Source organism: Pseudobutyrivibrio xylanivorans (assembly GCF_008935055.1).
Lineage (GTDB): Bacteria > Bacillota > Clostridia > Lachnospirales > Lachnospiraceae > Pseudobutyrivibrio > Pseudobutyrivibrio xylanivorans_A.
On record NZ_CP043028.1, the window covers coordinates 63,221 to 80,094 of the forward strand.

11 protein-coding genes are annotated in these 16,874 nt (G+C 35.2%); all 11 read left to right on the plus strand.

Features of this window, described 5'->3' with window-relative positions:
* Window positions 1-2: 2 nt before the first annotated feature.
* Window positions 3-857, plus strand: coding sequence for a PGN_0703 family putative restriction endonuclease (locus tag FXF36_RS00310; protein WP_151621967.1), 855 nt, complete (start codon window positions 3-5; stop codon window positions 855-857).
* Window positions 858-1,237: 380 nt separating this feature from the next.
* Entirely contained in the window at window positions 1,238-2,614 is a 1,377-nt protein-coding gene (gene dnaA / locus FXF36_RS00315) for a chromosomal replication initiator protein DnaA (RefSeq protein WP_151621968.1), read from the plus strand.
* A gap of 15 nt (window positions 2,615-2,629) precedes the next feature.
* Entirely contained in the window at window positions 2,630-3,589 is a 960-nt protein-coding gene (locus FXF36_RS00320; protein WP_151621969.1) for a hypothetical protein, read from the plus strand.
* A gap of 205 nt (window positions 3,590-3,794) precedes the next feature.
* On the plus strand, window positions 3,795-7,373 hold the full coding sequence (locus FXF36_RS00325) for a helicase-like domain-containing protein (RefSeq protein WP_151621970.1): 3,579 nt from the start codon (window positions 3,795-3,797) through the stop codon (window positions 7,371-7,373).
* A gap of 2 nt (window positions 7,374-7,375) precedes the next feature.
* Complete coding sequence (locus tag FXF36_RS00330; RefSeq protein WP_151621971.1) at window positions 7,376-8,497, plus strand: ATP-binding protein; 1,122 nt, start codon at window positions 7,376-7,378, stop codon at window positions 8,495-8,497.
* On the plus strand, window positions 8,484-9,917 hold the full coding sequence (locus FXF36_RS00335) for a vWA domain-containing protein (RefSeq protein WP_151621972.1): 1,434 nt from the start codon (window positions 8,484-8,486) through the stop codon (window positions 9,915-9,917). Before FXF36_RS00330 ends, FXF36_RS00335 begins: the two co-directional genes overlap by 14 nt.
* Before the next feature lie 46 nt (window positions 9,918-9,963).
* Entirely contained in the window at window positions 9,964-11,304 is a 1,341-nt protein-coding gene (dnaB, locus tag FXF36_RS00340) for a replicative DNA helicase (protein ID WP_151621973.1), read from the plus strand.
* A 118-nt stretch (window positions 11,305-11,422) separates the two neighbouring features.
* A complete protein-coding gene (locus FXF36_RS00345) occupies window positions 11,423-12,469 on the plus strand; it encodes a hypothetical protein (RefSeq protein WP_151621974.1) in 1,047 nt (348 codons plus the stop codon).
* A 336-nt stretch (window positions 12,470-12,805) separates the two neighbouring features.
* Entirely contained in the window at window positions 12,806-14,857 is a 2,052-nt protein-coding gene (locus tag FXF36_RS00350) for an AAA family ATPase (protein WP_151621975.1), read from the plus strand.
* 20 nt (window positions 14,858-14,877) lie between these two features.
* Window positions 14,878-15,519, plus strand: coding sequence for a hypothetical protein (locus tag FXF36_RS00355; RefSeq protein ID WP_151621976.1), 642 nt, complete (start codon window positions 14,878-14,880; stop codon window positions 15,517-15,519).
* Complete coding sequence (locus tag FXF36_RS00360) at window positions 15,519-16,829, plus strand: PcfJ domain-containing protein (protein ID WP_151621977.1); 1,311 nt, start codon at window positions 15,519-15,521, stop codon at window positions 16,827-16,829. The genes FXF36_RS00355 and FXF36_RS00360 overlap by 1 nt, the downstream gene beginning before the upstream one ends.
* Window positions 16,830-16,874: the final 45 nt, after the last annotated feature.

The following is a 16,874-nucleotide window of genomic DNA, read 5'->3' on the forward strand; positions in this document are numbered from 1 at the left end:
TTATGGGAAAGAAAGCATTTGATAAACGAGTCCGTGAAGCAATGGGAAATCAAATCCCTAATTATTTAACAGGTGGAAAGTGGAAAGGAATAGCATATTCCCACATTTATCTAAAAATCGAAGATAATTTTATTGACGGCAAGGAACCCATTAAGTGTGATTTAAAAGGAAATCTTTCTGGTTCTGATATGAAGGGAAAGTACCATGTTGGAGCTAATCATGTTAATTCTTCTCAAATAATGTGCATGAATTTTTTCAAAAAATTCTTTGAAAAGACTGAATGGGAAGAATATTTACTTACTGCACTTAGAAAGATTGGGGTTCAAATGGGGAGTAATCAAATAGAAAATGCTACCTTTGAATTTGAACCTTGTCATAAGGAAGGGACTAATTTTGATTTCTATATGGAAATGGAAGATGGTTCACATATATCATTTGAAATAAAGTTTACAGAGCCCGATTTTGGTGGACTTAACCCAGATAAAAATGATCCTACCAAATATGATAGAAAATGGAAGGAAATCTATAGTTCTTTGGTTGATGAGTGCCCTTTCCTTAATTGTAGTAAAGATGAATTTTATGGCAATCCTAGAAAAAAATATTATCAGATAAATAGAAATATCTGTTATGCACGCAAAGGCGATGTAGTTTTGTTTCTTACACCTAAAGCGAATAATGCATGCGGTATAGATCGAGGAAGGAATTATATTGATTCAATAACGGAGAAGTATCCAAATATTAGAAACATCTATTGGGAAGAATTGGTAAAGGCACTGATGGCAATAATAGATGATGTTCCCGAATTAAGAGATTATTATTTGAAATTTCAGAAGAAATACATTGATGTGTTGAGTTAGTGTTCTTCAGAAAAAACAAAAAATATTTTTCAACAAAGCCCTTTTATAACTCTTGATAAAGAAGTATTGAAAATCGGGAGTTGTAAGAGGGCTTTTGTAGTTATTCACAGTATTCACAAAATAGCTCAAAAAAATAGGGGTGATAAGCTGTGAATAAAGAATGTTGAAAAAATGCTAGATGCGGGATTTTATTCACACTATTCACAGGTCAAAAACTGTGTAAACTCAAGGCTTTGTGAATTTTGATGACCTTTGATTTGAAGGAATGATTTGTTATAATTCCTTTCACAACAAAGGGAGAAAAACTTGTTTCAAGGAGACAGAATGTGACATAGTCACTCTGTATAATTTGGCCAAGGAATTATGAAGGGTGTTTAATCATGGAAGATTTGCTTAAAGAGAAATGGAATGGAATTCTTAATGACATAAGAATTGAGTTTAACATCACAAATGTATCGTTTAATCAATGGCTAAAACCTTTGGTTGTGTTTGGTATTGAAGGAAACACAGTATTACTACTATACGATGACAATGAAGGTGCAGAGTTAGGAATTAAATATCTCGATAAGCACTTTAAAAAAGCGTTATCTGCCTTTATAAGTGAAGCAATGGATGAGGAGTATGAGATAAACTTTTTCTCACCGGTTGAAGCTAGAGCGTATACAGGCAAGAAGAGGGAATTTGTACAACAAAGAAATTTAGCCTCTACTACTATGAAAAATATATCTCTTAATCCAAAGTATACTTTTGATAGTTTTATAGTGGGTAGGAACAATAGATTTGCTCAGACTGCTGCCTTTGCTATAGCAGAGAGACCGGGGACGTCATATAATCCGCTTTATATATATGGAGGACCTGGACTTGGAAAAACCCATTTGATGCAGGCTATTGGAAATTATATTAATGAAACTAGAAGTGATTTAAACATTTTATATGTTACTTCTGAAAGCTACACTAACGAGCTGATTGATAATCTGAGAACAACGCAAAATGCTACCGCAATGAGGCAGTTTCGTGAAAAGTATAGGTCTGTTGATGTATTTATGATAGATGATATACAGTTCATCGTTGATAAACACGCAACGCAAGAAGAATTCTTTAATACGTTCAATTCATTGTATGAAGCTGGTAAGCAGATTATTATTACATCCGATAAGCCACCAAAAGACATTCAAAAACTTGATGAACGATTTACATCTCGTTTTGAAATGGGACTTATGGCGGATATTGGACTACCTGATTATGAGACTCGTAAGGCTATTATTACGAGAAAGTTAGAAGAAAACGATTATGATTTAGCACCTGAAGTTCAAGAATATATTGCTGCTAATTTCAAGTCTAATGTAAGGAAGATTGAAGGGGCATTAAATAAACTTATTGCATATTCAAAGCTTCAGAAGAAACCTGTGACTATTGAAGTAGCTATTGATGAACTACAGAATTTAATCACTCCAGATATGCCACGAGAGATAACTCCTCAGTTAATTATAGAGGTTGTGGCAGAGCATTTTAATGTAAGTGTCGACCAGTTAGCCTCTAAGAATAGATATCAAACTATAGTTAGACCTAGACATATAGCAATGTACCTTTGTAAGACGATGACGAGTTGTTCATTAACGGCAATTGGAAAGCTACTGGGAGGCAAGGACCACGCGACTATTTCAAACGGTGCCAAAAAGATTGAAGATGAGATGGATATGGATCAAGAGCTTAAGAAGCAGGTTGAGGCCATTAAGAAGAAAATTAATCCAAACTAAACGAGGTTATGATAAATGAAATATCCATATATTAAAGATGCAGATACAAAACTTCGCAACTTATGTGCGAATAGATTAGAAGTTAAATATGAAGAGGAACTATTAAAGACTGCTAGACAGAGGCTTGACTGGGAGCTCTCTTTGATTGAAAAGTATGAGGCTTCCTCAGCATGGTTAACTGTATATGATGCTTTAAAGGCTGTTGGAGCTGAAGAGAAAGATTATTGTTTTAGGGGAACACTAACAGCACTTGTTGTATCTTTTTTACTTGATTTTACAGCAATAGACCCTCTTACATGTCAGCCAAAACTTTATCCTGAATTTGCGCTTGATGATAAAAAGGAAAGACTCATGTCATTTGAAGCTAATGTAACCTCAGATATAAATAAGAAGCTAGTTGCATATTTTGAAGAATATTCAAGCAAAGAGAATGTATCGCGAAGATTTTTTGAAGAAGGTCTTCAGTATGGTGTATACATTGGTGATGGACAAACTAGGGATTATTATGGAAATGGTTCTGGGAATCTACCTACAGATGTTTTTTACTTTTGTTTTTTACCAGTAGATAGAGAAAAGTTGCACGTAACTCTAAAAAAAGGCATTGCCTTTGAACTGATTAAACCTGAGACATTTGAAGACAATGTAAAATGCTACGGTTTAACTCACAGTACTGGAGTATGGGAAGATAACGCTGAAATTCTAATTGAAAAGGGAATTGTTTCTTTGAAGGATGTTATAGCTTATCGAGAAGATGTATTTGAACTGTTATTACAATATGGGGTGGACAGAGAAATGGCTTATGTAATCGCTGATTACGTAAGAAAAGGAATAGTGAGAAAGAAGGGTTGGCAACCTGAAATGATTCAGGCAATGAATAGTGCAAATGTTCCTGTTTGGTTTACTGAATCGTGCACGAAGGTTGTATATTTGTTTCCACGTGCTCATGGAATGTCTTTTCTAGAAAAATATTGCTAGTAGAATCATAGTGAAGCTTTATTCAGCACTTTATTCAGCACCCTGATGTACGTTTTTTTGTATATCGAGGGTGCTATATTTATGCCTAGATTTCCCTAGATTTCTATGATTTTGAAAAATATTTAAAGAATGACAATGTGTGTCATACCTAATTGGTATTATTGCTAGGTCATTGTTGTATTTAGAGGAATGAGAGGTAGTAATAATGATTCCTACGGTTTCATCTCTTTCGGCTGCTTTGGAGAGCGTTTTAAGGCAATTAGAATCTAATGATTATAATGGCTCAATTCAAGCTATAGATAATCTTATTGATATAGCCAAAAACAAAAAAGGAGAAATCCGTGTAGCTGAACAGAAAGAGCGAGCTGAAAAGAGACTTGAGCAATTAAATATTCTAAGAAAACAAGAAGAAGAGAGGCGTATAGCCGAAGAACAGGCAAGGAAAGCTGCTCAAGAAGCACACATTTTGGAAGTAACATCCATGGATCTTCCTTTGGATTGGACAAATATCTATGATACTGAGCCTTCTACACAGGGCGTATTTGTTGAAAGTATTTCTGATGGTTATATCAAGTGTCTCAACAATCTTGGAAGGGTTGATATTGAGTATATAGCGTCTATTACAGGTGAAGATTATAAAAATATTATTAATCGTTTGAAAGGTTCAATATATCAAGATCCTGACAAATGGGAAGAGTGTTTCTTTAAAGGCTGGATGCCTGCTGATGAATACCTTTCTGGAAATATAGGTGAAAAACTAAAAACTGCAAAGCGCGCTACTGAAGAATATCACGGTTATTTTGATGCTAATGTTGAGGCGTTGACAAAGGTATTGCCTGATTCTGTTTCAGCAGATCAAATTTATATTACGTTAGGTTCACCTTGGGTTCCTACGGATGTGATTTCGGAGTTTGTAATGTATTTAAATGAGGGTATTGATTATACGGAATATATACCAATATTCTCTAGAAGATTCGATGATAAAGATGCATATAGTAAATTTTGCAAGAAGTATGCAAGACGTAACTATGATTCTCCAACTGAATCATATCCATTAATTCATGATGAAATTACAGGCACATGGCAATGGTCTGGCGGAAGACCTAAAAAATGGTGTTCTCACGATTTTGTTAATAGATTTGGAACAGATAGACTTAATCCTTATGATGTTTTGATTAAGACTTTAAATATGCAGTCTATAGCAGTTTACGATAGTATCTCTTCCACAAATAGTAAGAGCGGAAAACAGAGGGTAGTTAATCAGACAGAAACAACTATCACATTAGAAAAACAAAATTTATTGATAGAAGAATTTCAGAAATGGGTGTGGACACAACCAACGCGTAAGGAAAGATTGGAAAAGATTTACAACGAACGATATGCATGTACTAAGGTAAGACATTTTGATGGTTCGTTTCTTGAGCTACCTGGTTTAAATCCTAAGTTTGAATTATTTAAATATCAAAAGGATGCTGTGGCTCGTATCATGTTTTCACCTAATACGTTGCTAGCGCATGACGTAGGGGCAGGAAAAACCTATGTAATGATAGTTGCAGGTATGGAACTAAAACGTATTGGAGTTTCAGAGAAGAATATGTATGTTGTTCCGAATAATATCTTAGGGCAGTGGAAGAAGCTCTTTTTAAAACTTTATCCACATGCATGCATAAAAACCGTAGAGGCGAAGGATTTGAATTCCGCCAATAGAAAAAGGACGCTTACTGATATTAGAGATAAAGATTATGATGCCATTATTATTACATACTCGTCTTTTGAAAAGCTGACTATTTCAAATGCTTATTACATGGTGATGCTTGACGATGAGATTGAAAAACAGGAACAGGCAATACAACATGGCTCAACATCTAAACTTCAAAATAGAGCTAAAAAGAATAAAGAATTACGGTCGGAATTGTTGTTCACAGCAGATGACCCAGATGAAATCTATTTTAATGATTTAGGAATAACTTCATTATTTGTAGATGAAGCCCATAATTTTAAAAACGTTCCTATTGATACAAAGATAGATAGGGTAATGGGAATCAACAAGGTTGGCTCAAAGAAGTGTCAGGATATGATGGATAAGGTTCATGTAATCCAGAGGGAAAACAACGGTCGAGGAATAATATTTGCTACTGGCACTCCAATTACAAATTCAATTACTGATGCATATATCATGCAAAGATATGTACAGGAGTCTCAGCTTGAATTACTTGGATTACAAAATTTTGATAGCTGGGTTGGTATGTTTGCGGAGAAGAATACTGGATTTGAAATTGATGTAGATACCAGCAACTATCGTATGGCTACAAGATTTGCAAAGTTCCATAACATACCAGAGCTTACGAATATGATTGCAGCCTTTGCTGATTTTCATAGTATGGCTGGAAATGAAGATTTGCCAGATTTTAATGGTTATAAGGATGTGCTTATTCCAAAAACTGCACCGTTTAGAGACTATCTTAGTAGGATTTCTGAAAGAGCTGAGCAAGTGAGAACAGGGCAGGTTCCTAGAACGGAAGATAATATGCTTCTCATAACAACGGATGGAAGAAAAGCAGCTTTAGATATGAGATTGGTCGATGGAAAAGCAGCCTTTACTACTGATTCCAAAGTATTTAAATGTGCTGATACCGTATATCAGATATATAAACGTGGAAATCAAAGAAATACAACACAGCTTATTTTTTGTGACACCTCTACACCTAAGGAAGGGTTCAATATATACGATGAATTAAAGTCTTTACTAGTAAGGATGGGGATACCTGACAATGAAATAGCGTTTATTCATGATGCTACTTCAGAGGCTAAGCGACAAGCTATATTCTCGCAGGTAAGAGCAGGGGGGATACGTGTTCTTATTGGTTCTACATTTAAACTTGGTCTTGGCGTTAATGTTCAAAACAGGATGGAAGCGTTGCATCATTTAGATGTTCCTTGGAGACCAGCTGATATGGTTCAAAGAGAGGGACGTATTTTAAGACAAGGCAATCAAAACGACACTATAGAAATCTATAGGTATATAACAGAAGGAAGTTTTGATGCTTATTCTTGGCAATTACTTGAAACAAAGCAACGTTTTATTACAGATATCTTAGGTGGTGTTATCGAAGATCGAGAAGGTCAGGATGTTGATGACACGGTCTTAAATTATGCTGAGGTAAAAGCTCTTGCAGTCGGGAATCCTCTTATAAAAAAGAGGATAGAAGTAAATAATGAACTGATGAAGCAGAGACTCTTAAACCTAAAGTTTGTCAAAGATATGGAGAAATTCTCTAGTATAGCTATGTCTTACCCAGGAGAAATAGAAAGACTTGATAGACTTAGAAGGTTAGCTATGGCAGATGAATATTATTTTGCTGGATTTGGAAGAAAGTACACTGAGCAGGAACGACAGGAGATAAGAGAATTGATACAGCAGAAAGTTCTTGTAGAGGAACCTTTAGAAAAGTCTTCAATAATAATGGAGTACCAGGGATTTGATATTATTGCACCTGCTAAAGTTTCAAGGATTCACCCTGTAGTTTACGTTCAAAGAGCGGGTAAGTATAGGGTGGAAATAAGTGATAATCGTGTTTCTGCTCTGCTTGCTATAGATCGTTGTTTGAATACATTGACAAAACGACGTATGGACCTTGAGAAATCCGTAAAGGAAAAAAGAGAATTCTATGAGTATGCTTGTAGTCAGGTAGACAATGAGAATCCATATTCTTCTAAGTTATACGAATTAGAGCGTAAGCTTGATGAAATTGACTCTAAATTAGGAGTAGATAAGGAAAAGTAATTATGAGTAATACAGATGTAAAAATATCAAATATTCCAGTTAAGGATGTTGGTAGTTTAGTTGAGGCACTTTCGAGTGCATATTGTTCTATGATTAATAATGGATGTTCAATGAAGCTAATGCCTTCAGTAATGCTTTGGGGCGCTCCTGGTGTAGGAAAATCTCAGGCCGTTAGACAGATTGCAAAGGAAATAGAAGCAAACACCGGCAAAAGGACAGCCGTTACTGATGTTAGATTACTTCTTTTTAATCCAATAGACTTAAGAGGTATTCCCACATCAAACGCAGATAAGACTTTGGCTGTATGGCTCAAACCTCAGATATTTCAGATGGATGAGTCTGATGATGTTATTAATCTGTTGTTTTTAGATGAGATTTCAGCAGCACCACAATCTGTGCAGGCTGCAGCTTACCAAATTACTTTGGACAGAGTTGTTGGAGAGCATAAGCTTCCAGATAACTGTATTGTAATTGCGGCTGGAAACAGAATCACTGATAAGTCGGTAGCATTTAAAATGCCAAAGGCTCTTGCAAACAGATTACTTCACTTAGAAGTTCAAGTTAATTTTGATTCATGGAAATCTTGGGCTATCAGTGCAGGTGTTCATCCAAGTGTAGTTAGTTATTTGAGTTTTAGACAAACAGCATTAATGTGTTTTGATTCTTCATCTGAAGAACTTGCCTTTGCTACTCCTAGATCTTGGGAAATGGTTAGTAATCTGCTTAATAACGTTAATGGTGACGCTTGGAAGATAAGTTCTCTTATATATGGATTGATAGGAATGTCTGCGGGAATAGAGTTCATAAGCTGGTGCAAGTGCTACGAAAAGTTACCATCTATGGAAGACGTATTTAGCGGTAGATTTTATGAGGTTCCTAAAGAACCAGATGAGCTTTACGCATTGACATCAGCTATGACAAAGTATGCCAGCGAGCATAAAGATGATGTAGAAGGTTTGAGAAATTCGATTTTATATGCAAATCTTTTCCCACCAGATTTTTCAGTAATGCTTATGAAGGATTATATGTCTATTGAAAAGAACTTTACTCAGACATTACTTAGAATACCTGAGTTTTCAAGATGGATGCAGACAAAGGGAGCACTATTGAATGGAACTTTCTAATGAACTTATTAGGAAAAATACAGCTAGGATTTTAAAAACCAGAATGAAATTGCTCCATAAAAATCCTTTTTATGGTTTGCTACTCATGTACTTGAAAATAAATCTTAGCGAGGATATAGAGACTGCAAGTACCGATGGTAAAAGAATATATTTAAATCCTGATTTTTTGAATTCGATTACTGACAGTGAACTCGAATATGTTTTATCTCATGAATTGCTTCATATAGTTTTGAAGCATTTGGAAAGATTTAATAAATCAAACGAGCTAGTAGATCAGGCAGCAGATATAATCGTTAACTCGAATATTCTTAGAGCGAACAATTTTAGAGATACATCAATTTCTCTATCACAATTTGGTGGGGTGCAGATACATCAAGCTCCAGATGGAACAGAGGGATGGACGCATTCTCTAGAGGAATTATATCTGATGTTGTTAACGCAACAGGAAGCTGCTGATAATCAAGATGGGGATGAAGATTCTGAAGAAAATGCTGAGGGTTCTAGTGAAGATGAGACCGATTGTGAATCAGATGATGGTAAACAGGAAGACTTAGAGGACTCAGATGTTTCTCAGCCAAATAGTAGTGGAAATAATGGTGGCTTAGAAGATGAGCAATTTGGATTTGGGAATGAACAAGAAAATTCTCAAGAAGATAGTGGTTCGGGAAATGGCTCTAAATCAAAAGGCTGGGATTCGCATGATATGGACACTGATAGTTCCGATGGTAGTAGCTCTGAAGCTGATGAGTGGGATTTTAGAATATATCAGGCTGCAAAACAAGCTAAGGAATTTGAGGAGACTGTAAAGCTTACAGGAAGTATACCAGGTTTTGTAGAACGTCATGTTGATGAATTACAGGAACCGACAATAGATTGGCGAACTGTTCTTGAGGAGTTTGTTCAAAGCGAGATTAACGATTATTCTTTTTGTCCTCCAGACAGGAGATTTGACGATAGTCCATTCTTCCTACCAGACTTTAATGAGAGAGATGATAAGGTAGAGAAGATTCTATTTATGATCGATACGTCAGCCTCGATGTCTGATGATGAAGTTCGAAGATGTTATTCAGAAATTAAAGGGGCAATCGACCAGTTTAACGGAAAAATAGAAGGATGGCTGGGATTTTTTGATGCTGCGATTGTTCCACCTGTGCCATTTATTGATGAAGATGAGTTTAGAGCAATTCATCCTGAAGGAGGTGGAGGAACAGCGTTTGATATCATTTTTGATTACGTTAATAAAGAAATGAAAGATGAGCCCCCTTTGAGTATCGTCATTTTGACAGATGGTGGTGCACCATTTCCAAAAGTCGAATGTACCAAAGGAATTCCTACATTATGGATTATTAATAATGAGGTAGTTGATCCGCCGTGGGGAAAAGTAGCAAGAATTCCAAGTAGTAACAATATTTATCAATAGTAGTAGTTTATTTTCATTTTCAATGAATTTCTAGAGGTAATAACAAATGGATGATTCTTTAAAAAGAAGTGTGCCACATTCACTAGCGGCAGAAAGAGCCGTAATAGGCTCAATGATTATAGATGATGAGGCAATAAATGTATGCTCAGAGATATTAACAAAGAATGACTTTTATCAGAAACTATACGGCGTGCTATTCCAAACTATAATTGATTTACATAATTCACAGCAGGCAGTGGATGAGATAACAATAATGGCTGCTATAGGTGAAATAGATTTAGGAATTAATATAGAAGAACTGATTAAAGAATTAATAATTGAGGTTCCTACTTCTGTAAATGCAAAGGATTATGCAAAGGTAGTTAAGGAGAAAGCTATACTAAGAAACATAATCAGAGTTGGGCAAACACTTGAAAAGCGCTGCTATGAGGAATGGGATAATGTGGATAGCATTCTTGCTGATTCAGAAGCCGAGATATTTGCTTTGAACCAACAGCATGGTGATACTGATGAAAGCTCTATAAAGCAGGTAGTATTGGAGGAATTAACTGCTATAGAAATGGCCTCTAAGAATAAAGGCGAGCTTACAGGTGTAGCATCTGGCTTTATTGATTTGGATAGCGTAACTCAAGGTTTCCAAAAGGGCGATTTAATTATTGTTGCTGCAAGACCTGCCATGGGGAAAACAGCGTTTGTACTTAATATAGCAGCTCATATAGGAATTAAATTAAAGAAAAAAGTGGCTGTATTTTCACTTGAAATGCCAAAAGGTCAATTAGTTCGAAGATTGATGGCACAGGAAGGTCATGTTGATTCTAAAAAGATGAAATCAGGAAATCTGACTGAGACTGATTGGGAGTTACTTATTCAAGCTGCAACAAAGGTAGGTTGCTCAAACATTGTTCTTGATGATGCTATTGGCGGTTTGACTCCGCAAAAATTAAGACGTAAATGTAGAAAGCTGGCATCGGATGGTGATTTAGCAGTTATCATAATTGATTATTTGCAGTTGATGGATGGAGATAAACACGCTGATAACAGACAGGTCGAGGTTTCACAAATTTCTAGAAGTCTCAAGATGATAGCTAAAGAGCTCAATGTTCCTATTATCGCTTTATCACAGCTATCTAGAAATGTAGAAGACAGAACTGATAAACGCCCTATGATGTCAGATCTTCGTGAGTCAGGCGCGATTGAACAGGACGCTGATATCATAATGTTCTTATATAGAGATGATTATTACAATCATGACAGCGAAAAGAAAAATACAACAGAGCTTATTATTGGTAAGCATAGAAGTGGTGAGCTTGCGACAATAGAACTTGCATGGCTTCCAGAGTACACAAAGTTTGCCAATAAGGATCATACGAATGGTATGTATAACTAATATTTTGAGACACTTAGGTGTCTCTTTTTTTGAAATGACATATGTTGTCATAGCGGTTTGATAAGGTGTGTCTTACAATGAACTCTTCGATTGTAATATGATATGAAAGGAAATGAAAATGGATTGTTTTGAAAAACTACCACTTGAGATAAAAGAGACATTAGCTAAGACCACATGGGACTATTTAAATGGTGATTTGGATAAGATTGCGACCCACGCACAGTATGAAGTTATTAAGAATAGGACAGCTTTAATTGCTCGTATCCAAGAAAAAATGAACCCTGATTATTTTTGTCATTTCGACGACGACAATAGAAAGAAACTATGGGATGAGGTTGTTGAAGAATTACTGAAACTTCAAAGTGACGATTGTCCATTGAAGAAAGGTGGCCCGAAGGTTATTTTTAAATCCAGTCTTTTGCTTGAGTATTGCTCCACGGTATTGGATTATGAAGCAGAATTTGTATTTGATGCAGCTTTAGGTATGATTTCCTCTTATCCTGAGAGTAATAGTTATGAACTCAGATTACCTGATTTTTCCGATCTATGCATTAAGGATTATGAAATAGAGAGAATAATGTGGTTGGGTGTTGAACGTTTGAATGACCAAAAATTTGACTTCAATTTTGGAAGAGATAACAGTTCGTCCTGTTACGATTCTATAAAACTGTTTGATGATATTAACATTTCTAAATATGGAGATATTACCTTTACACCCACTATGTTTACGAAAGCTTTAGCACTATCTGCAACGATTATTCCTGGTGCATATGGAACACAACGTATATTGGCTCAGCTTCCAAATAAATATGACAGGAGACTATATTGGTTTTTGTCTAATAGAAAAATTAAGGCTGAATGGTCCATTCGTTGCAATACCCCAATTATTGAGTGCACGATAAGTGAGTTGGCAAAAATCTTACATGTTAATCATAATCCAATCCATTATTCAACACTAAAAGCGCACTATTTGATACCGGCAAAAGAGAATATGGAAAAAATACATGAAATGCCGTTTCAATTTGATTTTGGTTCTTGGGCTGAGTTGAGTGCGAACAAGAAGGAAGCAGTTGTCACTATAATGATTAGAGAGTACAAGTTACCAATATACTGGGAGTATCTGAAATATTCTGAATACAAAGCTAATGATTTGACTAATGAGTAAAAAATGCTAAGAACAATTGCAAAGCTGGATTTTTCTGAATTAGAATTGTGGAATATTTCTGACGTTGCCAAGCAAAACTCAGTTGATGGAGCATATCTGATACAAATTATGAGTGCCTATTTACAACGAATAGCTGACACGAGCCTAGCACCAATTGAGAATCCTGCTGAATATATATGTGCAATGATAGAGCAAGGAAATAGCCATAATAATATCTTATATTTTGAGACACTTAGGTGTCTCTTTTTTTGTAATGACAAAACATGTCATTTCCATTTGATATATTTCTAAAACAGATGAATTATAAATGTGTTTTAGGATAAATGGAGGTCATACATGATTTGTTACGATGTCGAATACAAATTTCCTCATAAAATAGAAACTCAAAAGGAAAAAAAGACGATATTTGACGTTAGCGAAAATTTGGCTGAAAAGCTCAATGAAGCATTGGATTCAATAAACGAAAGAGAAGATAAATGTACACTTTATAATATGAACGCTAGTATGTTGCGTGTGGTTATGGTGTGTAATCCAGCAAAGGATAGTGTTGATGATTATTTGGATAAGGTAAAAAAGGTCCTATGTGAGGTATTGTTGTTCAAAAATATGAAGTTAGTATATTGCGAGGAAATAACTGCTGGACAATACATCAATAAAATGAAGGAAGCTGATAAAAACCATTGTCTTGGAAGTTTCGCATTTATAAGTGATAAGACAAGCGACTTTGATTATTTTGGGGACAGAAGTTTTAAAGTTAATGAGAAAATTGTTTCCAAAAATCTATTGTCAAGAAAAGAAGCACTTCGTAGAGCGCGGGAAATTTTGGCCGACAAATCACTTATTGACGAGATAGAAAGAATATATAGTACTAGTCATCCAGATAAATTTTATGGCTTTCCTGTTAATTACAATATTGATGCTAGAGATGAAGCGACAGCGATGGAGATTGTCGATTTAATGGTACAAATGCTAAATAGTAGAAACAGAGTCCATGGAACCAGGGTTGAATATATTACTGATATATCTAGTTTCTGTTATGAGGAACGTAATTTTGAACAGATTATAAAGCAAGCTGAGGGTTTGACAGTTGTAATCAATTGTAAAGCTGCTGAGGATCTTAAAGGGATATTTGCAAATGGCTATTCTCGAGTAATAAAGTATATTGCCAAGATAGTAACTAAGTATCGCAATAAGGTTTTGTTTTTCTTTATTGATGATGGAAAAGGATATGGTTTCTCGAAATCTCTAGTAAATGAAGCAAGTAAGAGTGTTGATATTTTAGACATTGCTGAAGGTTGCGGAGATAAAGAGCAAGCCATTAAATATTTTACCCGTTTGGCAAACGAATCTGATTATGCAGAATTTTTGAGTGACGAATTTATCAAGTATCTTCCATCAGATAGGAATATTTATAGTAACTGTGATGTTAGAGAATCCTTCTATGAGTGGAGTAATAATGCTTTAAGAAACAGAGTTTATAGTGCATATAGCAAGTGTAATCTGGTCAAGGCTGAGATAAAAAAAGAATATGATGGAAATTCATATGATAGACTCCAAAAGATGGTCGGTTTGAATGATGTAAAGAAACTAGTGGATAAAGTTATTGCTACATATGAAATCATGAGTTGTAGGGATGCGAGGGGGCTTAACAATTATGACATTTCTCGGCATATGGTTTTCACAGGAAATCCAGGTAGCGCAAAGACAACAGTAGCAAGACTACTAGCAGATATTTTAGCAGAGAAAAGTATTTTGAGTTCGGGAGCTTTTGTAGAGTGTGGACGTGGTGACCTAGTAGGAAAATATGTTGGATGGACTGCTCCATTAGTTCAACAGAAGTTTAGGGAAGCAGAGGGTGGAATTCTTTTTATAGATGAGGCATATTCCCTTGTTGATGGAAAATCTGGTTTATATGGAGACGAGGCAATTAATGCGTTGGTGCAAGAGATGGAAAACCATAGGGGCGATGTAATTGTTATTTTCGCGGGATATCCAGATAAAATGAAAGATTTTATCCAAAGAAATGAAGGGCTACGTAGTAGAATAGCGTTTCACATAGATTTTCCTGATTATACACCTGAAGAGCTTCTCCAAATAATGAAATTGATGATAGAAGATAGAAGCTATGTTTCAAATAATTCAATAGATTCAAAGTGCCTTAGATTATTTGAGCAAGCAGTACAGATTAATGATTTTGGGAATGGACGATTTGTGAGGAACTTGCTTGAAGATGCAATGCTCAATCAGGCTCAAAGGTTGATTAAATCGAAACAAACTGAGTTTACAGACGGTGAGCTGAAAGAGTTAGTCGCTGATGATTTTGATGAAGAGATAATTACACATATAGATACGAATTCTTTGAATAAGAAGATTGGATTTTGTGTGTAAGCGATAGGAGAAAAGGAAGAATGCTAAAAGAAGAATATATAGAATATGTTGAAGAAAATATTAAGGTTGCTAAGAGAAAATATAGAAAAGAGGAGGAAATGCTACCAGAGGCAAAGTGTATCTTTGATTTATTGGCAGCTTTTTGGTGGTTAATAAAATCCTCTGATGAGACAGAAGAATTAATAATAACAGCTTCCAATGCATTTGGTTCATTGCTAAATAGGAGAATAGCGCGTATTGCTGAAGACGCTAGCGAACAATCTAGTGCAGCAATCCATCATGAGTGGAATGAGTACCGAAAACTAAAGCATCGAGAGAACATGCTTGTGTATTTAGAAAAAGATTTAATAACAATATTCAGAGACCCAAATGTGGATTTTGTTGAATATCGTAGAAGAGTTGAGGATTTGTCATCTCATTATAGTGATGAAGTAGATTTCGCAGATGAGCTATTTTATGAAAACAAACGAGCTAAACGATGGATACCAAACGAGGAGTGGGTCCCAGAATTCGGTTGTTGGATTGATGATATGGATAATTTGGAGACTCTAATCGGGCCACAACCTGATTTTGATAAAGCTATGTATCGTACTGAAAGAGTGTACGATTATAAAAATTTTGATTCTATATGGGATAGCATAATAAGTGTTCTACATAAGTAATGTTAGATTTTAGTTTTACAGAAAATACCTGGGAGCCTGAGCGTCCAGAGATTGATGAGTACTACAAATTAATAGAAGTTAAACATACAACGCTAAATAGGATGGAAACCTATGATGTACCTTTTTTTGTGGTAGTGAAGTATGAGCCATATATAGTAGGGTATTGGTTCATATTTGAACGGGATGGCTGTATGGCCCATAAGAAAAGATATGTGTTTCATGAAGGCTATTCCTGGGATTGGAAGCTAGAAAATATATTTGATGAATTTGTTAGAGATAAATCATCTATATTTATATGTCCATTTTTAGATGAAATACATGCCAAGTATTCACAGCTTCACGATGAATGGCATCTTCAGAGATATTATAAGCATCCAGTAAAGATGTTAGATCACATTTATAATTGTATGAAGCGAAACACGGTAAAGGAACTTCTATACAAGGCAGGTATGGATGAGCTTGCAGTATATAGAGGTGAGATAGAAGACTTGAATTTGTTAGCAACATCACCTAGCAAAGTTTTTGGCGGTATCAATAATAGGATTCTAAGAGTTTTGAATAGTGAGTATGGTGCAGAATTATTATCTGGTGAACCGAATAGAAGATTCATCAAGTCTTTTATTCAAAATAATAGTTGGATTATGGATTCAGGATTGAATAATTTTCAATGCGAATATTTACTACGGTTAAGACAAAAGAAGAATTACCATCAAAACTACAAATTCTATATAGATACTCTTAGGAAACTGAATAATGTATGGACACGAGGGCAATATCAGATGCGCATAGAGTATGAAAATAAGCTGATTGAAAAAAGAGCTAACTACGAAAGATTTGGAAATATTGATCCAGTATTTGTCCCATATCTGGAAGAAGCGGAAAGTAACATTGAGACTCTCACATACAGATATGATTCACTGAATTACTATCTCTTTTCTGAGAATGAGAACATAAATAATAGATTGGGAAAATCGAATCTTAATCGCACCCCTGAATTAGAAGAACAGTATGAATGTTTCATATTTAAATATCCTAATTCTGCTGAGGAATTTTGTAAGGCTGCAGCCTATATGAAGAATTGCCTTACTGGATATATATATCCGCATATATATCATGAATGTGATATTGTCTTTGTTTATAGAAACAGTGACAGATATCCTTATATTGCTATTAGGATTGAAGACGATATTGTCGTTGAAGCTAGATATCGGTTTAACAGAGATCTAAACGAGAGTGATAGCGAGATGCTCAAATTATATTGCCAGCGCCATAATCTAAAAGAAATTGATGAAGCTTTACCTTTTAGATAGGATTTGTCAAAAAATTAGCGATTTAATCCTTATATTGACAAGATG